General features: G+C 56.0%; 23 protein-coding genes. 12 read left to right on the top strand and 11 right to left on the bottom strand.

Annotated features, from left to right (window positions below; translation table 11 throughout):
- Positions 1 to 4: 4 nt before the first annotated feature.
- The gene (locus JNM42_RS02680) at positions 5 to 1,342 is read right to left on the bottom strand and encodes a serine/threonine-protein kinase (RefSeq protein ID WP_294265746.1); all 1,338 of its coding nucleotides are present in this window, start codon (positions 1,340 to 1,342) and stop codon (positions 5 to 7) included.
- A gap of 286 nt (positions 1,343 to 1,628) precedes the next feature.
- Between JNM42_RS02680 and grpE the strand changes: the two genes are divergently transcribed.
- From grpE to JNM42_RS02660, 4 genes are all read left to right on the top strand, one after another.
- Entirely contained in the window at positions 1,629 to 2,183 is a 555-nt protein-coding gene (grpE, locus tag JNM42_RS02675; RefSeq protein ID WP_294265743.1) for a nucleotide exchange factor GrpE, read from the top strand.
- A gap of 87 nt (positions 2,184 to 2,270) precedes the next feature.
- Positions 2,271 to 4,211 carry a molecular chaperone DnaK gene (gene dnaK / locus JNM42_RS02670; protein ID WP_294265739.1) on the top strand — a complete coding sequence of 647 codons (1,941 nt, stop codon included), beginning with the start codon at positions 2,271 to 2,273 and terminating at the stop codon, positions 4,209 to 4,211.
- A gap of 69 nt (positions 4,212 to 4,280) precedes the next feature.
- On the top strand, positions 4,281 to 5,417 hold the full coding sequence (dnaJ, locus tag JNM42_RS02665) for a molecular chaperone DnaJ (RefSeq protein WP_294265736.1): 1,137 nt from the start codon (positions 4,281 to 4,283) through the stop codon (positions 5,415 to 5,417).
- A 209-nt stretch (positions 5,418 to 5,626) separates the two neighbouring features.
- The gene (locus tag JNM42_RS02660; protein WP_294265734.1) at positions 5,627 to 6,748 is read left to right on the top strand and encodes an ABC transporter substrate-binding protein; all 1,122 of its coding nucleotides are present in this window, start codon (positions 5,627 to 5,629) and stop codon (positions 6,746 to 6,748) included.
- A gap of 50 nt (positions 6,749 to 6,798) precedes the next feature.
- On the opposite strand, the gene cysS is transcribed toward JNM42_RS02660, so the two are convergent.
- Positions 6,799 to 8,187, bottom strand: a complete 1,389-nt coding sequence (cysS, locus tag JNM42_RS02655) for a cysteine--tRNA ligase (RefSeq protein ID WP_294265731.1) — start codon at positions 8,185 to 8,187, stop codon at positions 6,799 to 6,801.
- Positions 8,188 to 8,311: 124 nt separating this feature from the next.
- Between cysS and JNM42_RS02650 the strand changes: the two genes are divergently transcribed.
- Positions 8,312 to 9,409: a tetratricopeptide repeat protein gene (locus tag JNM42_RS02650; RefSeq protein ID WP_294265729.1), complete on the top strand. Its 1,098-nt coding sequence runs from the start codon at positions 8,312 to 8,314 to the stop codon at positions 9,407 to 9,409.
- A gap of 60 nt (positions 9,410 to 9,469) precedes the next feature.
- Here JNM42_RS02650 and JNM42_RS02645 read toward each other — a convergent pair whose 3' ends face one another.
- Positions 9,470 to 9,706 carry a hypothetical protein gene (locus tag JNM42_RS02645; RefSeq protein WP_294265727.1) on the bottom strand — a complete coding sequence of 79 codons (237 nt, stop codon included), beginning with the start codon at positions 9,704 to 9,706 and terminating at the stop codon, positions 9,470 to 9,472.
- A gap of 41 nt (positions 9,707 to 9,747) precedes the next feature.
- Here JNM42_RS02645 and JNM42_RS02640 point away from each other — a divergent pair, with 41 nt between their 5' ends.
- From JNM42_RS02640 to JNM42_RS02620, 5 genes are all read left to right on the top strand, one after another.
- Positions 9,748 to 10,311 (top strand): peptidylprolyl isomerase, encoded by a 564-nt coding sequence (locus JNM42_RS02640; protein ID WP_294265725.1) that lies wholly within the window; start codon positions 9,748 to 9,750, stop codon positions 10,309 to 10,311.
- A gap of 9 nt (positions 10,312 to 10,320) precedes the next feature.
- Complete coding sequence (locus tag JNM42_RS02635; protein ID WP_294265722.1) at positions 10,321 to 10,812, top strand: peptidylprolyl isomerase; 492 nt, start codon at positions 10,321 to 10,323, stop codon at positions 10,810 to 10,812.
- Positions 10,790 to 11,590 carry a UDP-2,3-diacylglucosamine diphosphatase gene (locus JNM42_RS02630; protein ID WP_294265719.1) on the top strand — a complete coding sequence of 267 codons (801 nt, stop codon included), beginning with the start codon at positions 10,790 to 10,792 and terminating at the stop codon, positions 11,588 to 11,590. The genes JNM42_RS02635 and JNM42_RS02630 overlap by 23 nt, the downstream gene beginning before the upstream one ends.
- Positions 11,591 to 11,741: 151 nt before the next feature.
- The gene (gene nadC / locus JNM42_RS02625; protein ID WP_294265716.1) at positions 11,742 to 12,623 is read left to right on the top strand and encodes a carboxylating nicotinate-nucleotide diphosphorylase; all 882 of its coding nucleotides are present in this window, start codon (positions 11,742 to 11,744) and stop codon (positions 12,621 to 12,623) included.
- A gap of 131 nt (positions 12,624 to 12,754) precedes the next feature.
- Entirely contained in the window at positions 12,755 to 12,892 is a 138-nt protein-coding gene (locus tag JNM42_RS02620) for a hypothetical protein (protein WP_294256313.1), read from the top strand.
- Positions 12,893 to 12,958: 66 nt separating this feature from the next.
- Here the strand turns inward: JNM42_RS02620 and thrC are convergent, their stop codons facing one another.
- The 7 genes from thrC to JNM42_RS02585 all read right to left on the bottom strand — a co-directional run bounded on the left by thrC (position 12,959) and on the right by JNM42_RS02585 (position 19,970).
- Entirely contained in the window at positions 12,959 to 14,413 is a 1,455-nt protein-coding gene (thrC, locus tag JNM42_RS02615; protein WP_294265713.1) for a threonine synthase, read from the bottom strand.
- Between the two features lie 57 nt (positions 14,414 to 14,470).
- Positions 14,471 to 15,010 (bottom strand): GGDEF domain-containing protein, encoded by a 540-nt coding sequence (locus tag JNM42_RS02610; RefSeq protein ID WP_294265710.1) that lies wholly within the window; start codon positions 15,008 to 15,010, stop codon positions 14,471 to 14,473.
- Between the two features lie 297 nt (positions 15,011 to 15,307).
- Entirely contained in the window at positions 15,308 to 16,444 is a 1,137-nt protein-coding gene (locus tag JNM42_RS02605; RefSeq protein ID WP_294265707.1) for a hypothetical protein, read from the bottom strand.
- 18 nt (positions 16,445 to 16,462) lie between these two features.
- Positions 16,463 to 16,720 (bottom strand): DUF2249 domain-containing protein, encoded by a 258-nt coding sequence (locus tag JNM42_RS02600; protein WP_294265703.1) that lies wholly within the window; start codon positions 16,718 to 16,720, stop codon positions 16,463 to 16,465.
- A 274-nt stretch (positions 16,721 to 16,994) separates the two neighbouring features.
- Positions 16,995 to 18,305, bottom strand: a complete 1,311-nt coding sequence (locus JNM42_RS02595) for a homoserine dehydrogenase (protein WP_294265701.1) — start codon at positions 18,303 to 18,305, stop codon at positions 16,995 to 16,997.
- Positions 18,302 to 18,754: a GNAT family N-acetyltransferase gene (locus tag JNM42_RS02590; protein ID WP_294265698.1), complete on the bottom strand. Its 453-nt coding sequence runs from the start codon at positions 18,752 to 18,754 to the stop codon at positions 18,302 to 18,304. Before JNM42_RS02590 ends, JNM42_RS02595 begins: the two co-directional genes overlap by 4 nt.
- Positions 18,744 to 19,970, bottom strand: a complete 1,227-nt coding sequence (locus JNM42_RS02585; protein ID WP_294265695.1) for a pyridoxal phosphate-dependent aminotransferase — start codon at positions 19,968 to 19,970, stop codon at positions 18,744 to 18,746. The genes JNM42_RS02590 and JNM42_RS02585 overlap by 11 nt, the downstream gene beginning before the upstream one ends.
- 148 nt (positions 19,971 to 20,118) lie before the next feature.
- Here JNM42_RS02585 and JNM42_RS02580 point away from each other — a divergent pair, with 148 nt between their 5' ends.
- A complete protein-coding gene (locus tag JNM42_RS02580) occupies positions 20,119 to 20,490 on the top strand; it encodes an Mth938-like domain-containing protein (protein ID WP_294265692.1) in 372 nt (123 codons plus the stop codon).
- Positions 20,491 to 20,556: 66 nt separating this feature from the next.
- A complete protein-coding gene (locus JNM42_RS02575; RefSeq protein ID WP_294265689.1) occupies positions 20,557 to 21,435 on the top strand; it encodes a polysaccharide deacetylase family protein in 879 nt (292 codons plus the stop codon).
- Between the two features lie 47 nt (positions 21,436 to 21,482).
- Here JNM42_RS02575 and JNM42_RS02570 read toward each other — a convergent pair.
- The coding region (locus JNM42_RS02570; protein ID WP_294265686.1) for a Bax inhibitor-1 family protein at positions 21,483 to 21,689 on the bottom strand (207 nt) is incomplete at its 5' end.

Genomic DNA, 21,689 nt, shown 5'->3' with positions numbered 1-21,689 from the left:
CGAATCAAGGCGGCGCCAGTTCCAGATCACAGCCGGAACTAATACCCTTTACCGCAGATTGACCCAGCTTGGCCAGCGCCTTGTTGGCCTCGCGCAGTCGGGAAAGTACCTTGGTTATCAGCGTCTTGTTGAATCTTTCAAGAACCTCATCCGAGCTGAGGTCGAGTGCTGCACTGTTGATTTCCAGAAACAGGGTCGGTTCCAGCGTAACGACCGTAGAGGAGCGCGTCGTATCACTTGGATGAAGATACGACATCTCGCCCACCACCTCGCCTGCATTGAGACGGCAAATGGACTTGCCGCCCACCGAAACCTCGACGAAGCCGCTGATAATCACCCCGAAAATACGATTCTTGTCACCCTCACGTATCAGTACAACCTTTTCAGACAACTCACGCCAAACGCTGATGCGCAAAACCTCCCACAGTTCGATATCTTCGAATTCGGTGAAGAATTCAAGTCGGCGCAACTTCTCGAAATGCGTCATATCCTGCTGGGTCGAATCCTCGTCCAGCATCTGATAGCGGACGGTCGAGAGATCCTTGGCGAACTCGGCGCCATTGCGATAACGGCTGTAAAGATCCTTCTCCAGCGCCTTCTTGATTATCGGATCAAGGCCGGCCGGCAGGTTCGGATTGAGCGCGCACACCGAAGGGGTGTCCGAATTGACAATCTTGTAAACCAGCGCCCCCTGATTGCTGGCGCGAAACGGCAAGCGCCCGGTCAACAACTGGAACAGCAGGACGCCAAGCGAATAAAGATCCGTCTTCTGGTTAAGCGGATAGTTCTTGATCTGCTCGGGCGACATGTAAGCTGGCGAACCAACCCCCATAACGAAAGTTGAGTCCTTGTTCATGTCCTTGTGCAGATTCAGCGCAAGACCGAAGTCGGCAATCTTTGGATTATCGTCCGCGTCGATCATGATATTGGCCGGCTTGATATCCCGATGTACAACACCCTGCCGAAAAGCATGATCAAGCGCCAGACAGCACTTGAAAATGATTCCAATCACGCGATGCATGGGCAACAGGCGATTGATCGCACAATAGTGGTCAAGCGCTGTGCCCTCAATGAATTCCATGACGAGAAAGGCTCGCTCAGGTTCAATTACGGCATCGTAGATTTTGACGATATTGGGATGATCAAGACGCCGACCGATCGAATCCTCCGTCTGAAAGAGCTTGCGCAAGCGCCGCGACATGGCCGCATTTTCCTCGCCGAAATGAATCAGCTTGACCGCCACCTCACGATCAGTATCGGGGTCGCGTGCCAGGTAGACGACAGCAGTCGCGCCCTTGCCCAGGGTGCGAATGATTTCGTACTTGCCTATTTTCTCTGCCATGCCAGTACCGGTCGTTATCGAGGAAGTCGCGCACGCGACTCCTGTATCCCCTTTAGCAATATGTCAGGGATAGTGCATGAAACGGGAATGCCAAAGATGCTGATTATATGAGTTGGTAGCAAATCCATGCCTTGTATTCCGTGTCATGCAGGAGTCTAAACTCTACAGCAGAAGAGCAATCAGACGCATCAAAATATATACCAATGCTAAAAAATTAGGGGAATGTGCTTGAAATTGAGAAGACCGCCCCAACTTAGCCGCAAAGTTTTATGGGAGACCGCCAATTATGCAAGCACAAGACAATGTACAAGGCAATGTAAATGCTGATGAAGCAATTACCGGGAACGCGGATGCGGTTACCGAGAGCACTGCTGATAGTACGCCCAGCCTTGAAGAACTGATCAGGCTGGCCGAACTCAAGGCCGAAGAAAGCCACGACGCCTGGCTGCGCGCCAAGGCTGAAACTGAAAATGTTCGTCGGCGAGCACAGGAAGACATTGCCAAGGCAGCCAAATTCGCTATTGAACGCTTTGCCAGCGAGTTGCTGGCCGTCAAGGACAGCCTTGAAGCGGCTCTCTCTGCCGAAACGCCCAGCGTCGACAGCATGAAATCCGGTACTGAGTTGACCCTCAAGCAATTGAGCGCCGCCTTTGAAAAGGCAAACCTGAGCGAAGTTAACCCGCTTGGCGAGAAGTTCGATCCGCACTTTCATCAAGCGATCAGCATGATTGAGGCTGAACAGGAGCCAAATACTGTCGTTAACGTCCTGCAAAAAGGTTATCTGATCGCCGAGCGCGTGTTACGCCCGGCCCTGGTCATCGTTAGCAAGGCAAAAGCTTGAAAAACGGGCGATAAGCCCCACTTAACGCTCACATCGACGCATTACGTTTTTCACGAATCACATTTAGACACTAAAAAGGACACTGACATGGGCAAAATCATTGGTATTGACCTCGGTACCACCAACTCCTGCGTTGCCGTCATGGAAAATGGCAAACCGAAGGTCATCGAAAACTCCGAGGGTGCGCGTACTACGCCGTCGATCGTTGCTTATGCAGAAGACAACGAAATTCTCTGTGGCGCTCCGGCCAAACGCCAGGCCGTAACCAACGCCAAGAATACGCTGTTCGCCGTCAAGCGCCTGATTGGACGCCGTTTTGACGAGAAGGAAGTGCAGAAGGACATCGGGCTGATGCCCTTCAAGATTCTCAAGGCGGACAACGGCGACGCCTGGGTTGAAGTGCGCGGCAGCAAGATCGCTCCGCAGCAGGTTTCTGCCGAAGTATTGCGCAAGATGAAGAAGACGGCTGAGGATTATCTTGGCGAGGAAGTCACCGAAGCGGTCATTACCGTTCCCGCCTACTTCAACGACAGTCAGCGCCAGGCGACCAAGGACGCCGGCCGCATTGCCGGCCTTGAAGTCAAGCGCATCATCAACGAGCCTACGGCCGCTGCGCTAGCCTTCGGCATGGACAAGAAGCAGGGCGACAAGAAAATCGCCGTCTATGACCTGGGCGGCGGTACCTTCGACATCTCGATCATCGAAATCGCCGAAATCGATGGTGAACACCAGTTTGAAGTGCTGGCCACCAACGGCGACACCTTCCTCGGCGGAGAAGACTTCGACCAGCGCCTGATCGACTACATCATCGACGAGTTCAAGAAGGAATCCGGCGTCAACCTCAAGACTGACGTGCTGGCGTTGCAGCGCCTCAAGGATGCCGCCGAAAAGGCCAAGGTCGAGCTATCGTCAGGCCAGCAGACCGAAATCAACCTGCCCTACATCACCGCCGACGCCTCCGGACCGAAGCATCTGGCGGTGAAGATCACGCGCTCCAAATTCGAGTCGCTGGTCGATGAACTGATCGAACGCACCATCGAGCCCTGCCGTATCGCGCTCAAGGACGCTGGTTGCAAGATCACCGACATCAACGACGTTATCCTGGTCGGCGGGCAAAGTCGCATGCCCAAGGTACAGGACAAGGTCAAGGAATTCTTCGGGCAGGAACCGCGTCGTGACGTGAACCCCGATGAAGCTGTCGCCGTTGGCGCCGCCATTCAGGGTGGTGTACTACAGGGCGAGGTCAAGGACGTGCTGCTGCTCGATGTCACCCCGCTGTCACTGGGCATCGAAACGCTGGGCGGCGTCATGACCAAGCTGATCAAGAAGAACACGACGATCCCGACCAAGGCCAGTCAGGTCTTCTCGACCGCCGATGACAACCAGAACGCGGTGACCATCCATGTTTTGCAGGGTGAACGGGAAATTGCCGCAGGCAACAAGAGCCTAGGCCAGTTCAACCTGTCCGACATCCCGCCGGCACCGCGCGGCATGCCGCAGATTGAAGTCACTTTTGACATCGACGCCAACGGCATCCTGCACGTTTCGGCCAAGGACAAGGCCACCGGCAAAGAAAACAAGATCAAGATCCAGGCCTCCTCCGGACTGTCCGAGGAAGAAGTCCAGCGCATGGTGCAGGATGCCGAACTGCACGCCGAAGAGGACAGAAAGGCGCATGAACTCGCCGAAGCCCGTAACCAGTGCGACGGAATGATCCACATGGTCAAGAAATCGCTCACCGAATACGGCAAGGAACTATCGGCTGAAGAGAAGGGGGCTATCGAAGCATCGATGAAGGAAGCCGAAGATGCCATTCGCGGCAACGACCTGGAGGTGATCAAGGCGAAGAGCGAGGCGCTTGGCACGGCGGCACAAAAGCTGGGTGAAAAGGTGTACGCCAAGCAGCAAGCCGAAGCTGGAGCGGCTGAAGCGGCCGCCGGTGCGGGTTCGGGCAAGGCCGGCGAAGCCAAAAAAGATGATAGTGACGTCGTCGACGCAGAATATACTGAAGTCAAAGACAAGAAGTAAGCATCAGCCGTAACGGGCGAGGAGCGTATAATCGCGCCTCGCCCCACCCCTCTTACCGTTCAAGAAACTATGGCTAAACGCGACTTTTACGACATTCTCGGCGTCAACCGCGACGCTTCCGAGGAAGAAATCAAGAAGGCCTACCGCAAGCTGGCCATGAAGCACCACCCGGATCGTAATCCGGACAACGCCAAATCAGAAGAGCACTTCAAGGAAGCCAAGGAAGCCTACGAGATTCTCTCGGACGGGCAAAAACGTGCAGCCTATGATCAGTATGGTCATGCCGGAGTCGATCCGCAGGCCGGCATGGGCGGTGGTTTCGGTGGCGCTGGGGCGGGCGGTTTTTCGGACGCCTTTGGCGGAATCTTCGACGAGATTTTCGGCGGAGGAGGCGCTCGTGGCGGACGTTCCAATATCTATCGCGGTGCCGACCTGCGTTACAACCTCGAAGTCACGCTTGAACAGGCCGCCTTCGGTACTGAAACCAAGATTCGCATTCCCACAATGGAAGTCTGCGAACCCTGCCACGGCACCGGGGCCAAAGCCGGCACGCAACCAAAAACCTGCCCGACCTGCCAGGGAAGCGGCCAGGTGCGCTTGCAACAGGGCTTCTTCTCGATCCAGCAGACCTGCCCCAAGTGTCACGGCACCGGTCGCTTCATCGCCGATCCCTGCGGGGCCTGTCAGGGAGCCGGCCGCACCAAGCAGCACAAGACACTGGCCGTAAAAATACCCTCCGGGGTTGATGAAGGTGATCGTATCCGCCTTACCGGTGAAGGCGAACATGGCATCAACGGTGGGCCCGCAGGCGACCTGTATGTACAGATTCATCTCAAGCCACACGCCGTTTTCCAGCGTGAACAGAATGATCTGCATTGCGAAATGCCCATCAGCTTTACCACGGCGGCACTCGGCGGCGACATTGAAATCCCGACACTGGACGCTGTGGCCAAGATCAAGATTCCCGCCGAAACACAATCAGGAAAGACCTTCCGCCTGCGTGGCAAGGGAATCAAGGGCGTTCGCAGCCACAACCATGGCGACCTGCTTTGTCATGTTGTGGTCGAAACCCCCGTCCATCTCACGGAACGCCAGAAAGAACTGCTACGCGAACTTGAAGAATCCAGCCGAGAAAACTCTGGCCACCATAATCCACGCGCAAAATCGTGGATGGATCGCGTACGCGAGTTCTTCGCTGCCAGCTAAGCAGATGCCACGAGCAACCCTGCGGCCTGTCGCTTTGACATTGCGACAGGCCTTTTTCGTTAACCACTAGCGAAAAGGGATGGATTCTTGATTGTAAGACAGGCGTCAGTTTTCCTAGTCATCCTTTTGCGATACTCGGGTAATTTTCGTTCTTTCACGGTCAGCAATAAATAGCGGGGGTTAGCATGAGATTTTTTCGGAAGGCTTTGTTGCTAGTACTTGTCAACTGGATCGGCTGCCTTGGCGCCGCCGAGGTCGGGGTTACCGATACCAGCATTTTAATCGGCATGACGGCACCACTGTCCGGCCCTAATGGTGCGTACGGGATGGACATGAAAGAAGTCATCAGCGCCTACTTCAAGCAGATCAACAATGCTGGCGGCATCAATGGGCGCAAGCTTGAATTGCTGGCCCTGGATGACGGCTACGAAACTGATCGCGCAGTAGCCAATTCCAAGACGCTGATCAACGACAAAAAAGTCTTTGCCATGATCGCCTCTTATGGCTCCAGCCCGACTACCGCCGCCATGAACGATGTCTTTGGTCCGGCCAAAGTGCCACTGATTGGCGCCATCTCCGGAGCCGATTCGATCCGTCAAACCCCAAAAGACAATCCGAACAATCGGTACATGTTCAACGTTCGAGCCAGTTACGCGAATGAAACCGAGGCCATCGTTAACCAGTTGGTCTCAATTGGCCTGAAAAATATCGCTGTTGTATACCAGAATGACGGTTTCGGGAAATCCGGACTGGAAGGTGTTACCGCAGCACTGAAGAAGCGCAATCAGACGCCTTCTGCCGTTGCCACGGTCGAACGCAACTCCATCGATGTAAGCCAGGCAGTGGAAACAATAACCAAGGCCAGTCCACAAACTGTAGTGATGATCACGCTGTACAAGCCGACGGCCGAATTCGTACGCCAGATGCGGAAAGCCAAACAGCACCCGCAGTTCATGACGCTGTCGCCGGTGGGCGCTGATCTACTGGTCAATGAACTCGGCGATGACGCGCGTGGCATCGGTATTTCGCAAGTCATGCCCTACCCCTGGAACGATACGATTCCAATCGTGCGCGACTACCAGAAATTGCTGGGCAAACAAGGTAAATTTTCCTACTATGGTATCGAAGCGTATGTCATGGCCAGGCTGATGGTTGATGCGATTCGCAAAAGTGGCAAGGAACTCAGTCGCGAGAAACTCGTCAGCACGCTGGAAAGCCTGCAAAATCACGATCTCGGTGGCTATCAGGTCAGTTACTCGGCAAATGATCGGCTCGGATCCCGCTTTGTCGACCTGACCGTGATTGGTAACGGTGGTCACGTGTTGCGCTAGTTGGCTCAAGCAACCTGCCAGTCATTTCGGCGGCTGTTGCCAAATGATTCTCAGGCGCGGCGCCAGCTTGTTCCCTGAGCCCCATCTTCAAGCACGATGCCTGTCGCCAGTAACTCGCTACGGATGCGATCGGCTTCGGCGAAGTTTCTGGCCTTCTTGGCGGCGGTTCGCTCGGCGATCAGCGCTTCGATCCTTTCTGACGATTCACCCTCAGCGACTTCGCTCTCGCCACCGCCCGGTGTAGCCTGCAAGAAGGCTTGAGGATCGCGCTTGAGCAGCCCGAGCAGTCCGGCCAGCGCTCGTAACTGCCCGGCGAGTGGTGCAGACTTGCTGCGATTGACTTCGGTTGCCAGATCAAATAATGCTGCGCAAGCTTCCGGCGTATTGAAATCGTCATCCATAGCTTGACGGAAGCGCAGGGCGTGCGCCTCGTTCCAGTCAACGTTCGCATCCACCACCGGCACCGCCTTGAGCGCCGTGTACAACCTGGCCAGCGCCTGACGAGCATCGTCGAGATGCACGTCTGAATAGTTGAGCGGGCTGCGGTAGTGCGCACGCAGGATGAAGAAGCGCACGACTTCGGCATCGTACTTCTTGAGCACCTCGCGAATGCTGAAGAAGTTCCCAAGCGACTTCGACATCTTTTCGTCATCAACCCGAACAAAGCCGTTGTGCATCCAGTAATTTACGAACTGGCCGTTGTGCGCACCTTCGGACTGAGCGATTTCGTTTTCGTGGTGTGGGAACTGCAAATCCTGTCCGCCGCCGTGAATGTCGAATTGCTTGCCGAGCAACTCGCAACTCATCGCCGAGCATTCGATGTGCCAGCCCGGCCGGCCCCTGCCCCAGGGCGACTCCCAGAACGGCTCGCCTTCCTTGCCGTGCTTCCACAACACGAAGTCGAGGGGATCTTGCTTGGCTAGGTCAACATCGACACGTTCGCCGGCACGCAGGTCGTCGATCGTCTTTCCGGAGAGCTTGCCATAGCCGGGAAATTTGCGCACCGAGAAGTTCACGTCACCGTCGACCGCCTGGTAAGCCAGACCGTTCGTTTCGAGCCGGCTGATCAACTCGAGCATCTGCGGCACATAGTCGGTGGCACGCGGTTCGTGGTCGGGCTTCTCGACGCCAAGCGCGAGCGCGTCTTCGTTCATGAAACCGATGAAGCGGTTCGTCAGTTGACCAATGGATTCGTCGTTCTCCAACGCCCGCTTGATGATTTTGTCATCGATATCGGTAATATTGCGCACATAGATCACATCCAGACCACTCGCCCGCAACCAGCGCTGAACCATGTCAAAAACAACTAGAACGCGGGCATGGCCGAGATGGCAGTAATCATAGACCGTCATCCCGCAAACGTACATGCGAACCTTGCCAGGCTCGATAGTAACAAACTCCTGCTTTTCCCTGACCAGGGAGTTGTAGATTTTCAGCATATTTTGCCCACGAGAGCATCCCGCGAAAAAACGGGTGCATAAGGAATACTTTCTTTGGATTCGACGCGCTTCTTGTTAGAATCGGTCAGTTAAGTCACCAACTTTTACTAAGCATACCATAACGATGCGTCCAAACTCCCACACGCCTTCACTGGCGGGCCTTTCAGCCATTATTCTTGGCCTGGCCCTGAGCGCTTCCGTTTCTTTCGCACATGCTCAAACTCTGCCTGAAATCCAGCGTTTGATGAAGCAAAACCAGATGCCGCAAGCGCTTGAAAAAGTCGACATCTACATTTCAGGCAAGCCGAAGGACGCTCAGGGTCGTTTTCTGAGAGGGCTGATCCTGACCGAAATGGGACGTCCGACTGATGCCATCGCCGTTTTTACCAAGCTGACCGAGGATTTTCCCGAGCTCCCTGAGCCCTACAACAATCTAGCAGTGCTTTACGCCCAACAGAAGCAATACGACAAGGCGCGCGCTGCTCTCGAGATGGCCATCCGGACAAATCCAGGCTACTCGATTGCGTATGATAATCTCGGCGATGTATACGCCAAACTCGCCAGCCAGGCCTATGACAAAGCGCTCCAGCTCGACTCGTCGAATACCGCCACCCAAACCAAGATGACGCTGATTAAGGAATTGATCAGATCCTCCTCCAAGCCTGGTGTAAAAACAGGCACAGCAAGCACACGCCCAAGTGCTTATCCGGTCAAAGCTGCTGCCAAAACCCCGACGGCAACACCCGCCGCCGCATCGACAGTAGCTGCCGCTCCAACCAATCCGCCAGGCAAACCGCTTGAGAAAGTGCCTGAGCCAAGCGCCGCTGCTGACATGCCCGAAGCCGGAGCGCCCGACGCACCACCTGAAAATTCGCCGCTTTCGGCAAATGGCGAATCAGAGGTCAGCAAGGCTCTGCAGGGCTGGGCCAGTGCCTGGTCACGAAAAGACGTGAAGAGTTACCTTGGCTACTACGCCAACGATTTCCAGACGCCGAACGGTATTGCTCGCAAAGACTGGGAAGCCGAACGCACCCAGAGTATCGAAAAGCCAGACAAGCTTCAGGTCAGTGTTGATGAAATCAATGTCTCTCTCGACGGCGACAAGGCGACGGTTAGGTTTCGACAACACTACACCTCGCCAACACTCACATCTTCCGCAAGCAAAACCGTGGTTTTCGTAAAATCAGGAGGTAAATGGCTCATTCAGCAAGAACGCGGCTGATGCGGCGAGCAGCGCTCGCCATCGCCCTGATTCCCGCGCGCGCAGGAGTCAATCGTTTACTCAAGTACGAACAGACTCCAGACCACTTTCTCGGACTTGGATCCGAAACCACAACTCTGCAGGCTTGACGACGGGCACCGTGAATGCAATACACTGACCAAGAAAATCGACGAATGGCTTGGCGACTTGGGAAACAAGGATAGTTACCGCAACCTCAAACATTACTCGACAAAATTCCATTCCAGGAATCAAAGCCTGATTCAGATTGCACAGCAAAAGCGCCAGTACCGGATCCATGAGGAGAGTACCTGGATAATTATTTTTAAAGGAGTCGCCTGATGCTCAAACAACTTGCCATGATTGCCGCCGGGCTAATGCTTTCTCTGGCCGCCTTCGCCGCACCCACCGTAGAGATACAGACCAGCATGGGTACCATCGTCATTGAACTTGATTCGGAGAAAGCACCCAAGACCGTTCAGAATTTCCTGCAATACGCCAGGGAAGGCTTTTACAAGGACACAACCTTTCACCGCATCATCGACGGCTTCATGATCCAGGGTGGCGGTTTCACCAGGGACATGGAGCAGAAACCGACCAACAAAAGTGTCGAGAACGAAGGGAAGAACGGTCTTAAAAACGTGCGTGGCACGATCGCCATGGCTCGCACGTCGGACCCGCACTCGGCCACCGCCCAGTTTTTCATCAACCACAAGGACAACGCCATGCTCGACTATCCTTCGCGCGATGGTTGGGGTTACGCTGTTTTTGGCAAGGTAGTCCAGGGCATGGACGTGGTCGACAAAATCGCCAAAGTGCCGACCGGCAACCGTGCCATGCACCAGAATGTGCCTGTCGAACCGGTTATCATACAGTCTGTCAAAATCATCTCCGATAAAAAGTAAGGAATATCCATGATCAAGCTGCACACCAATTTCGGCGTCATCACCCTTGAGCTCGATGCCGAAAAGGCACCGGAATCGGCCAGGAATTTTCTTGCCTATGCTGAGGCCGGACACTACGACAACACCGTTTTCCACCGCGTCATCCCCGGCTTCATGGTTCAGGGCGGAGGCTTTGAGCCGGGCATGAAACAGAAGCCGTGCAAAGCTCCGATCAAGAACGAAGCCGATAACGGCCTGAAGAACGAAGCTTATACGGTTGCCATGGCACGCACGTCCGACCCGCATTCAGCCACCGCCCAGTTCTTCATCAACGTCGCCGACAACGAGTTTCTCAACTTCAAGGCACCGAATGGCAACGGCTGGGGTTACTGCGTCTTCGGCATGGTGGTCGAAGGCCGTGACGTGGTGGACAAGATCAAGGGCGTCAAAACCGGCAGTTCAGGTTTCCATCAGGACGTTCCGAAAGAAGACGTGATCATTGAGCGCACTGAAATCTGCTGAGCACCGCAATCCGCTACGCTCTCAGTCTGTCGTGCTTTATTTCATTTCAGATCTACACCTTTCGCCGCAAGCACCAGGCGCTACCCGCCTCTTTCTTGCTTTTCTCGGCGCTCGCGCACGGGCTGCCGAGCATCTCTATATTCTCGGCGATCTCTTTGAAGTCTGGCCAGGCGACGACTGTATCGACGATCCGGAGAACGCATTCGACGGTGCCATCGTCGATGCCTTGCGTGCGTTGACCGACTCCGGAGTCCGCTTGTCGGTGATGCACGGCAACCGCGACTTCCTGCTCGGCGAAGAGTTTGCTGCGCGCAGCGGTGCAATCCTGCTGCATGACCCCTACGTTCTGTCGCTGCCCGCCTGGCAGTTTGTTCTCGCGCACGGCGACACGTTGTGCACCGACGACAAGGACTATCAGGCATTTCGCGCACAGGTTCGCGACCCGGCCTGGCGCAGGGACTTTCTGAAGAAGCCCTTGACAGTGCGCAAGGCCATGGCTGCTGCAGTGCGCCAGCAGAGCGAGCATGCCAAACGAGAGAAACTGGAGCAGTCCCAATACCTCATGGATGTTAATCCCGCGGCCACCGACGACTTCCTGCGTGAGCACGGCTATGCCACCTTCATTCATGGTCACACACACCTCCCGGCAACGCACGATCATCTGGTTGACGGTATCCATGTCGAGCGCTGGGTGATGTCTGACTGGCACGAAGATCGCGGTGAGTGCCTGTGCTGGGATGGCGAACACCTCAGCCGTGAAGTGCTGATCCAGGCTTAGAACCTCTTCGCCATAAAGGCGCCAAATCACAATTGCCGAAAAGACGAGCGAAGGACGTGCTCAGCAGACCAGCAATTTTGTGTCAAGTGCTCGTGGCTGATGGCCCGATGATAAAATTCGGGCTTCCGTAGTTCAGCGCTCTGGATTTTTCATGAACCTCACTGTTGATGTAGCACCCGCAAATCTGCTCGATGATGAAATTGAGCGCAACATCGCTGCGGCACTGACCGAGGATGTCGGTAGCGGCGATCTCACGGCGCAACTGGTTCCGGCAGATGTTCTTACACGTGCCACGGTGGTCTCCCGTGAACACGCCGTGCTCTGTGGCACAGCATGGTTTGGGCGTTGCTTCGAGAAGCTCGACCCGGCCATCTCGATCACCTGGAAAGCTGCCGATGGCGATCGCGTCATTCCCAACCAGATGCTATGCGAAATCGAAGGCCCGGCACGCGCTCTGCTTACCGGCGAGCGGACGGCGCTCAACTTTCTGCAACTGCTGTCCGGTGTAGCGACCAGGGCACGGCAATACGCCGACGCAGTTGCCGGCACCCAGGCACAGATCGTCGATACACGCAAAACACTTCCCGGCCTGCGACTGGCGCAAAAGTACGCCGTCAAGTGCGGTGGCGGTGGAAATCATCGCCTCGGTTTATACGATGCCATACTGATCAAGGAAAACCATATCCTCGCCGCCGGAAGCATTGCAGCGGCTATGGCTGTAGCCAGACAGGTGGCCGACGCTACGGGCGGACGCTGCAAGTTCATCCAGGTTGAGGTCGAAACATTCGCCGAGTTGCATCAGGCACTTGCGGCCGACGCAAAAATGATTCTGCTAGACAACATGAGCCTCGACCAGATGCGCGAAGCCGTGGCGATATCTGCGGGTCGTGCCGTTCTTGAAGCCTCGGGCAACGTCAATCTCGACACTGTGCGTGGTATTGCCGAAACCGGTGTCGACCGGATCTCGATCGGCGGCCTGACCAAGGATGTGCGCGCCCTGGATCTGTCGATGCGCTTTCAGGGTCAGCCCTAAGGAACCTGGCGTCCTGCACCAGTGAAAAACCCTCATCCGCGGCAAGTGTTGTCGCTATAATTAGAATCAATACAAGAAAATTCGAACGCAGCCTGTTTTACCTGCGGCACGACAAGAGTAAAGGACATTCCATGCTGTTTGCGTTGTTTTATGTGATTGCCATCACTATTCTGGTCATGCATTTCACCGGGTTTCTGGCGCGACATAATCTTGAATGGCTGGTGCTGGTCCTCGCTGCCGCCGTCTTCCCGGCCGTTATCTATCTCTAGCCAACTGCGGCATGAAAAATGGCACCAGCGCTGCTTTGCTCTCTGCTTGCCAAAGCTCAACAAGGATCAGCCACCCAGCCTTGATTCGATGAACCGTTTAACCGCATCGACGCTGACATCCATCACCTCGACCCGCTGCGGCAGCCGTTCAATGCCCTGCATCGCTGCCGGACGCTCAGGAAGACGCCCCATCGCCTCGACAATGGTTTCTTCAAACTTGACCGGTAGCGCAGTTTCAAGCACCACCATCGGGCTATCCGGCGTGCGCTTCTCGAGCGCCACCTTGAGGCCGTCCGCCGTATGGGTATCAACCATCACGCCGTACTTTTCAAAGGTTTGACGAATCGTTGCCAGACGGTCTACGTGGCTGCTCATGCCTGAAACAAAGCCGAAGTCCGGCAATTTGGCGATGTAAGCCGTTTTGGAGAGATCGAAGCTGCCGCCGGCATCGACTTTTGCCCACAGTTCGCGGATCACCGCCGGGTCGCGCCCGACGAGGTCATAAACAAAGCGCTCGAAGTTGGACGCTTTGGAGATGTCCATCGACGGACTCGACGTCGTGTGTGTTTCTGCCGTTGCACGCGGACGGTAGATGCCGGTGCGGAAAAACTCGTCGAGCACGTCGTTCTCGTTGGTCGCCATGACCAGCCGTCGAATTGGCAGCCCCATCATGCGCGCGATATGGCCGGCGCAGATATTGCCAAAATTGCCGGAAGGCACGGCGAAGTCGACCGGCGTGTCGTTTGAGCCGGAGACACCACCGGTCGCCGCGAAGTAGCCCTTGAAGTAGTACACAATCTGCGCCGCAACACGCGCCCAGTTGATCGAATTGACCGCGCCAATCCTGTGCCTTGCCTTGAAATCGTGGTCGTTGGATACCGCCTTGACGATATCCTGCGCATCGTCAAACATCCCGCGCACCGCGATGTTGTAGATGTTGGCATCCTGCAGCGAGTACATCTGTGCACGCTGGAAGGCGCTCATCCTGCCGAACGGCGAAAGCATGAAAACACGCACGCTGTGCTTGCCGCGCATCGCATATTCGGCCGCTGAACCGGTATCACCTGATGTGGCACCGAGGATATTGATCTCTTCGCCCTTTTTCGCCAGCACGTATTCGAACAGATTGCCGAGCAACTGCATGGCCATGTCCTTGAAGGCCAGCGTCGGCCCATTGGACAGTTGCAGCAACCCCAACCCAGGCTCAAGCCAGCGCAGCGGCGTAATGTCGCGCACATCGTCGCCTGCACGGCCGTTGCAATACACCTCGGCGGTATAGGTCTTGTCGACTAGCCACTGCAGATCGGCGGGAGGAATATCGTCAATGAACTTCGACAACACGGCGAAGGCCAGACCGGCGTACGACAGGCCGCGCCATTGATCCAGTTCGGCGTGCGTTATCTGCGGATAAGTTTCCGGAAGATAGAGACCACCATCGGGCGCCAGGCCACCAAGCAGGATTTCAGTAAAGGTATTTCCAGGACAACCCTGTAAATCGCCGCGAGTCGAGATATACCGCATAGTCATAACCGGATGGATGAAGCGAGGAGTTTACCATACCCTCGACCGGCGCTACATTCAGCAGGTAACGACGCAGTTCTTCCCGGCCCGTTTGGCGGCATAGGTTGCCGCGTCAGCACGTACAATAGCGTCGTCAATCGACTCATCGAGGCCAGGCAGAACCACGCCGGCGCTGAAAGTCATGACGCAATCTGTTCCGGGAATGGCTTGCGCGGAAAACTCGCTCAAAAAGCGGGAAACCGCAGCGGCGGCGTCTTCCAGTACGGTGTCCGGCAGCATCAAAACGAACTCCTCGCCGCCAAAACGGCAGAGAACGTCAGCCGGACGCATCGACTGTTGCAATAGCCCAACCAAATGAACCAGCGCCTTGTCTCCTGCATGGTGGCCAAGAGTGTCGTTCAGGCGCTTGAAATCATCGAGATCAATGTGGGCCAGAGCAAACCTTGCGCCACTGCGACGTGCACGTGCCAATTCGCGCTGACTGGCCTTATCGAATCCCCGGCGATTCAGCGCACCGGTGAGTGGGTCGGCACAGGCCGTTTCTCGAGCTTCGTCCAGCGCTTTTTCAAGTTCTGCAATACGCAGCTCAGCGGCCAATCGCTCAAAGTTCGCATCGTCCCGAACGAAAGATTTCTGGAAACTGACGACAGTGGCGGATGATCTTCCGAGCGGGTTTGAGCGTGCAACGCACGACGATTTGGCTGAAGTTGCGAGACGGCGATGCAAACGGCGTGATGCCTGTCGATTCGAATGCACAAGAGGTGAATCGTTGTGGTTCATGGTGTCCTGCTCCATCAGTTGCACCCAGAATTCGGTGGCTATGAGAGAATATACGGACAAAATGTGGGAATCTTGAGATACTATTTCATCAACAAACTTAACTCTATGTTTTAATTAATCTTTTTGAGACATCAGCGTGCTTGGCTTGCAGAACGAACGAATTAGAGCATAAAGAAAGAATAGCAGTCCGGCCGCCGACAACCAGAGGCCTTCCCTGTATCCCAAGGCCAGCATGCTTCCGGCGCTGATAAAGAGAAGCGCACGTATCGCGCCTCCCGCAACAAGCAGCTCACGCATCTGCTCTCTTTGCATCGTTCGCCGTCCGGGGAAACGCCATACCGGCAACAGTTGCGAAAGCGCCCCGCTTAGCAGAGGCATCAGGAAAGCCGTCATGAAGGCGGATACCGCGTCGTGACCACTTACCAGCCCGACGCCATGGGCAAGGCCAAAAACAAGGAGCAGCAGAAAGCCACACAACGCTGTTGCCAGCGCCGCCGAGGCGCCATCGTCAAAGATCGTGCGCAAGCCATAGCGTCGTAACCAGGACAGCCCGAGGCGGCACCCAACGTAAGACAACAAAGCCGCGCCGAGCATTGAAAGCGGCCAGCAAAAAGCGGCGCCAAGTCCGCACAACAGAACACCGGCCACTGCGTGTGGCAGATCGCTGTGCAGACGGGCAGCCGCTTCGGTATCGGGCCCACTCAAAACGGTCGGCAGCAGAACCTGCAGGGTACCGATAGCCGACAAGCCAATGAATCCCAGCGTATTCAGATGCAGGTGAAGCAAACGAAGTTCATGGCGCCACGCGGGCCACAAAGTCATAGCGGGAACCAGCGCCAATCCGACGAGCAGGAAGGCCACCGCAGCAAGATACCAGCGCCAGCCCGGATGAGGCTTACCAAAGGTACATCGTGCTCTGAAAACCAGCCAGCCGGCAAAACCGATTGAAACCAGTAGCCCGACACCTGCGGAGAAATTCAGTGCTCCCTTACCAAGCTCACCAAAAAAATACAGGAAAGCCAAAAAACCGCTCGCCTGAAGCAGTAGCGGCACCAGCAGCACCGTACGATGCGCCCCGCTACTGCGGGTCAATACCGGAACAAAATAGCTAATCGCGCCAAATATCAGCGGCAGAATGGCTACCGCGAAGACCAAGTGAGTCGTTGCCAGCAGAGACGGCTCACCCAGAACGAGCAGAACCAACGTGGAAAGGAATACGGCAAGGGCAGATATCCCGAGGTAGATCAGCATGCCCTCGCCTTCGCTGCGTCAAGCCAATTTGGCAAAATCGATAACAATGGCGCCCGGTTCGCGCTGAACGTAACTAATAGCCACGGCCTGACCATAACGCGCCTGCAGTTGTCCCAGCAGTGGCAAGGGATCGTGATCGTTACAAAAGCGCATGGTCTCGCCGGGCAACAGCGCATCCAACGCACCAAAAATGGCGGCATGGCGAAAACGTTTGGCTATCCCACGCGCGTCAAAGGGATAGAGGGCTTCCGCAGTAGGCTGGTCACAAGCGTGCATGAGTAACTCCTGAAAATCACCGAGTTGGTGGGAACCGGCATTGTGCGCAACATCGCGTCAGGCGTCTTTGATGTAAACCGGTGAAAACCCTCAGGATGTCAGGGGAAATATCAGAGGGAAACGCGGGTCAGGCAAACGCCAAATACCATCAAGTCGCCAGGTTGCGAAAATCACAAACAGGCGATTCCTGCGATGCATGCCGCGCTAGCCGCCTAAGCATGGGCTGGCATGACATCCCATCTCAAGACTCACGAATTCATTGGCTCTCAGGCCCTTACAGAAGCTCCTCAAGGCGCAAGCGAGTAAGTTTTCCCTTGACCACAGCCAGTGCCTCGATCCTGGTGATCGCGGCATCGACGTTCTTCTCGCGCGTCTTGTGCGTGAGCATGATGATATCGGTCTGCTCTTCACCTTCATCCGGCTCGCGCTGAATCATGGCGTCAATCGAAATCTGCTGGTCGGCGAGAATGCGCGTGATATCAGCCAGCACACCGGGCTTGTCCTCAACACGTAAACGCAGGTAATAGCTGGTGATCACCTCGGACAGCGGCAGGATCGGCAGATCGACCATCGCATCCGGCTGGAAAGCGAGATGCGGGACGCGGTGCTCGGGGTCGGCGGTATGCATGCGTGTGACGTCGACCAGATCGGCAATGATCGAAGAAGCGGTCGGCTCGGCGCCGGCCCCTTTTCCGTAATAAAGCGTAGGGCCAACCGCGTCGCCCTTGACCAGCACGGCGTTCATCGCCCCTTCGACGTTGGCAATCAGGCGTTTGGCCGGGATCAGCGTCGGATGCACGCGCAGCTCGACACCCTCGCTCGTGCGTTTGGTGATGCCCAGCAGCTTGATGCGATAGCCCAGTTGTTCGGCATATTTGATATCCGCCGCTTCCAGTTTGCTGATGCCCTCGATGTGCGCCTTGTCGAAGCTCATCGAATTGCCAAAGGCGATGGCACTCATGATCGTCAGCTTGTGCGCGGCGTCAATGCCTTCAACGTCAAAGGTCGGATCGGCTTCGGCATAGCCCAGCCGCTGTGCCTCCTTGAGCACCGTCGCGAAGGGCAGTCCCTTGTCGCGCATTTCGGAGAGGATGAAGTTGGTGGTGCCGTTGATGATGCCGGCGATCCATTCAATGCGGTTGGCGGTCAATCCCTCGCGTAGCGCCTTGATGATCGGAATGCCGCCGGCAACGGCGGCTTCAAAGGCCACCATCACCCCCTTTTTCTGGGCCGCAGCAAAAATCTCGTTGCCGTGCGTGGCGAGCAAGGCCTTGTTGGCCGTGACCACATGCTTGCCATTGTCGATGGCCCTGAGAACCAGTTCCCTGGCAATGCCATAGCCACCGATCAGTTCGACAACAATATCGATCTCCGGATCATTGACCACCGCGAAAGCATCGTCGGTCAACTGGCAGGCGCCGCCGGTGACTTTCCCGGCCAGCTCAAGATTCTTGTCGGCAACACGGGTAATCAGAATCGGCCGGCCGGCACGGCGAGTAATTTCCTCGGCATTTCGTTTGAGAACTGTAAAGGTGCCGCCACCGACGGTGCCGATGCCGAGCAGTCCAACGTTGATCGGTTTCATTTCAAAATCTTCCTGAAGCAAAACGAGGAAACATGCATTCCCTCGCGAAAATAAAAACGGTGTGCACGCTGCCGCTGCACGCCGGAGTCCAGCGCCAGTACTTCACAACCAAGCGCAATGGCTTTTTCTTCAAGCCAATCGAGCATCTTCTTGCCAGCGCCCTGCGAGCGACGCGCCTCGTCGCTCACCAGATCGTCGACATACAAACGACGTCCTTCATAGGTGTTTTCAATCAAGCGCCATACGGCGAGGGACAGTACCACACGGTCATCAACGACCAGCGCCATGCGCGCTCCGTTGGCGAACACTCCGGACAGACGCGATACATAAGCTTCCGGAAGTTGCGGCCGCAGTTGCCGATGCACGGCTTCCGCCAGAACCAGCCAGCCCGGCTCAGTCACCCTGCCAGCGTCATCGGTAACGGCAACAACGCGCATCTCAGGTGCCATGCCGTTTGCGATACCCCTCAAGGAAGCGAGCAATGCGGGCAATCGCTTCGCGCAGATCGTCTTCGTGCGGCAGAAAAACCAGACGGAAGTGATCGGGATTCGGCCAGTTGAAGCCTGTGCCCTGAACCAGGAGAACCCGCTCCTCCTGCAACAGTTCGGCAATGAAATCCTGATCGTCGGTGATCGGGTAGACCTTCGGGTCAAGTCGCGGAAACATGTACAGCGTGGCCTTCGGCTTGACGCAGGTGACGCCTGGAATGGCCGTGATCAGTTCATGCGCCAGGTTGCGCTGGCGACACATGCGCCCGCTAGGCGCGATCAGGTCATCGATGCTCTGATAGCCGCCAAGCGCCGTCTGAATGCCGAACTGCCCTGGAACGTTGGCGCACAGGCGCATTGAGGCTAGCATGTCGAGCCCCTCGATGTAGTCGCGAGCATCGCGCAGATCGCCGGAAACGACCATCCAGCCGGCACGATACCCGCAGGAACGGTAGTTTTTCGACAGGCCGTTGAAGCTGAGCATCAGCACATCCTCGGCCAGCGAGGCAATCGCCGTGTGCGTCCGGCCATCGTAGAGCACTTTGTCGTACACTTCGTCGGCGTAGATGATCAGGCCGTGTTCACGAGCGATGGCGATGATTGCCAGTAACATGCTGTCGGGATAGAGGGCGCCGGTCGGGTTATTCGGGTTGATGACGACGATGGCGCGGGTCTTCGGCGTAATCTTGGCGCGAATGTCATCAAGGTCCGGTAGCCACTCGTTTTCCTCATCGCACAGATAATGTCGCGGCGTCCCGCTGGAAAGGCTGACCGCCGCCGTCCACAGCGGATAATCGGGTGCCGGCACCAGCACTTCGTCGCCCTCGTTGAGCAAGGCATTCATGGCCATCACGATCAGTTCCGAGACCCCGTTGCCAATGTAGATATCTTCCAGCGTCACGCCCTTGATATGTTTCTGCTGGGTATAGTGCATGACCGCCTTGCGGGCGGGGAAAATGCCTTTTGAATCGGAATAGCCTGCCGCGTAGGGCAGGTTGCGAATCATGTCGAGCTGGATTTCTTCAGGCGAATCGAAGCCGAAGGCCGCGAGATTGCCGATATTGAGCTTGATGATCTTGTGCCCCTCGTCCTCCATCTGCTTGGCCTGCTGCAATACCGGCCCGCGAATGTCATAACAGACGTTGGCCAGCTTGATCGATTTGAGTACGGGTTCCATGACATTCAACCTTTGCGGCTGCCCCAAGGCAGACCGTCCTTTCTGAACACAATTCAGGTGCTGCAAATGGCAGCGAACAGGCTCACCTTCAAATACAAGGCAGCAAAAAGCTATAATCCTACTTTATCGACTGGTGCACCGCAATTTTATGAAGCTGCAACTCGTCCAATTGGTGGGTCGGAATGCCTTTACCGCTTATGGCGAGGGCTATGTCAGCGTCAATGCCATCCGCCACAGCAGCAACCTTGTCGTACTTCCCGATCGACTGATCCCCGACTGGACTCAGGCGAGCTTCGTAACACTCAATATTACCGATTTTGAATTGCTCGCTTCCCTTGATGCCGAGATCATTCTTCTTGGCACAGGCAATCAACTGCGCTTTCCCCGACCCGAGTTGCTGAGGCCGCTCATCCAGGCGCAGAAAGGTCTGGAAGTGATGGATATTCAGGCTGCCTGCCGCACCTATAACGTTCTGGTCAGCGAAGGGCGCAAGGTCGCTGCCGGTCTGATTTTTTACTGACCTTCAGAGATCAGGCCCTCAGCGCAACTTGCCGGCTTGCCCGGCATGAATTCAGACAAGACTGTTATGAAACGTATCGCACTCAAGATCGACGTCGACACTTACCGTGGAACACTATCGGGCGTTCCTGCACTGATAGGAATCCTCCAGCGCCACAATGCCGAGGGCACCTTCTTTTTCTCGCTCGGCCCCGACCATTCCGGCCGCGAAGCGCTTTCCTCGTCCCTTGGCCGTTACTATGGCCTAAGCACACGCCTGTATGGTCGCCTGTTACCGGGCCCGATCATCGGAACCCGCTGCAGTGAAATACTGCGTCAAGCAAGCAACGCCGGGTTTGAAACCGGGATTCATGCCTGGGATCGTGTCGGTTGGGAACAGAAAGTTCATCAGGCCGGAAATCCCTGGATCGAGGCCGAAATGAGCAAGTCCTGCGCTTGCTTTGCGGAAATATTTGCCGAGATGCCCAGAGCACATGCCGCCGCCGGATGGCGGATGAATCGCCATGCGCTACGCCTGACCCAGCGGCTCGGATTCGCCTACGCCAGTGATTGCCGCGGCAACCATCCCTTCATACCGGTGATCGACGGGGAAATTGTCGCCTGCCCGCAACTCCCGACCACGCTACCGACCCTCGACGAGATCCTCATGCTGGCACCCGGGTGTACTCCAGACCAGGCCGCTGATCGAATCCTGCAACTGTCCACCGCCATCGTCGGCGACCATGTTTTCACTCTGCGCGCAGAACTGGAGGGAATGAAGTTCTGCAGCACGTTCGAGCGTCTGATCAGCGAATGGAAAACCAGGGGCTATCAACTCGTTGCCTTGCGAGAAATTTACTCGACGCTCGACCTGCATCAACTGCCGCTCCACAACGTCCGCTTTGCCGACGTCCCCGGTCGCGTCGGCCCGAGAATGATGCAGGGTCAAGCCTTTCTGCAGGACTGAAACAAAAAAGGGCGACCACAGTCGCCCTTTTTGGTGAACCCAACTTGTCAGTCACGATCACCACTGAAGGCCATCAGCAGATGCAGCAAGCTGACAAATACGTTGTAGACATCGAGGTACACCGCCAGCGTTGCCGAGATGTAGTTATCCTCGCCGCCATTCACGATCCGGCTGATGTCGTAAAGAATGTAGGCCGAGAAAATCATCACGGCAACAGCCGAAATGGTCAATGACAAGGCCGGGATCTGGAAGAA

Origin of the sequence: Propionivibrio sp., from assembly GCF_016790145.1 — a bacterium.
Taxonomy (GTDB): Bacteria; Pseudomonadota; Gammaproteobacteria; order Burkholderiales; family Rhodocyclaceae; genus Propionivibrio.
The sequence above is the reverse complement of the archived record's forward strand: the minus strand, read 5'-3'. Positions and strand labels throughout refer to the sequence as shown.

Excerpts from the sequence above, each read along its gene's own strand:
- JNM42_RS02605 (WP_294265707.1), bottom strand. The coding sequence starts at position 16,444 with ATGCTGATCTACCTCGGGATATCTGCCCTTGCCGTATTCCTTTCCACG.
- JNM42_RS02635 (WP_294265722.1), top strand. The coding sequence starts at position 10,321 with ATGATCAAGCTGCACACCAATTTCGGCGTCATCACCCTTGAGCTCGAT.
- JNM42_RS02620 (WP_294256313.1), top strand. The coding sequence starts at position 12,755 with ATGCTGTTTGCGTTGTTTTATGTGATTGCCATCACTATTCTGGTCATG.
- thrC (WP_294265713.1), bottom strand. The coding sequence starts at position 14,413 with ATGCGGTATATCTCGACTCGCGGCGATTTACAGGGTTGTCCTGGAAAT.
- dnaK (WP_294265739.1), top strand. The coding sequence starts at position 2,271 with ATGGGCAAAATCATTGGTATTGACCTCGGTACCACCAACTCCTGCGTT.
- nadC (WP_294265716.1), top strand. The coding sequence starts at position 11,742 with ATGAACCTCACTGTTGATGTAGCACCCGCAAATCTGCTCGATGATGAA.
- JNM42_RS02645 (WP_294265727.1), bottom strand. The coding sequence starts at position 9,706 with ATGGATCCGGTACTGGCGCTTTTGCTGTGCAATCTGAATCAGGCTTTG.
- JNM42_RS02600 (WP_294265703.1), bottom strand. The coding sequence starts at position 16,720 with ATGCACGCTTGTGACCAGCCTACTGCGGAAGCCCTCTATCCCTTTGAC.
- cysS (WP_294265731.1), bottom strand. The coding sequence starts at position 8,187 with ATGCTGAAAATCTACAACTCCCTGGTCAGGGAAAAGCAGGAGTTTGTT.
- JNM42_RS02680 (WP_294265746.1), bottom strand. The coding sequence starts at position 1,342 with ATGGCAGAGAAAATAGGCAAGTACGAAATCATTCGCACCCTGGGCAAG.
- JNM42_RS02580 (WP_294265692.1), top strand. The coding sequence starts at position 20,119 with ATGAAGCTGCAACTCGTCCAATTGGTGGGTCGGAATGCCTTTACCGCT.
- dnaJ (WP_294265736.1), top strand. The coding sequence starts at position 4,281 with ATGGCTAAACGCGACTTTTACGACATTCTCGGCGTCAACCGCGACGCT.
- JNM42_RS02650 (WP_294265729.1), top strand. The coding sequence starts at position 8,312 with ATGCGTCCAAACTCCCACACGCCTTCACTGGCGGGCCTTTCAGCCATT.
- JNM42_RS02640 (WP_294265725.1), top strand. The coding sequence starts at position 9,748 with ATGCTCAAACAACTTGCCATGATTGCCGCCGGGCTAATGCTTTCTCTG.
- JNM42_RS02575 (WP_294265689.1), top strand. The coding sequence starts at position 20,557 with ATGAAACGTATCGCACTCAAGATCGACGTCGACACTTACCGTGGAACA.
- JNM42_RS02590 (WP_294265698.1), bottom strand. The coding sequence starts at position 18,754 with ATGGCACCTGAGATGCGCGTTGTTGCCGTTACCGATGACGCTGGCAGG.
- JNM42_RS02595 (WP_294265701.1), bottom strand. The coding sequence starts at position 18,305 with ATGAAACCGATCAACGTTGGACTGCTCGGCATCGGCACCGTCGGTGGC.
- JNM42_RS02585 (WP_294265695.1), bottom strand. The coding sequence starts at position 19,970 with ATGGAACCCGTACTCAAATCGATCAAGCTGGCCAACGTCTGTTATGAC.
- grpE (WP_294265743.1), top strand. The coding sequence starts at position 1,629 with ATGCAAGCACAAGACAATGTACAAGGCAATGTAAATGCTGATGAAGCA.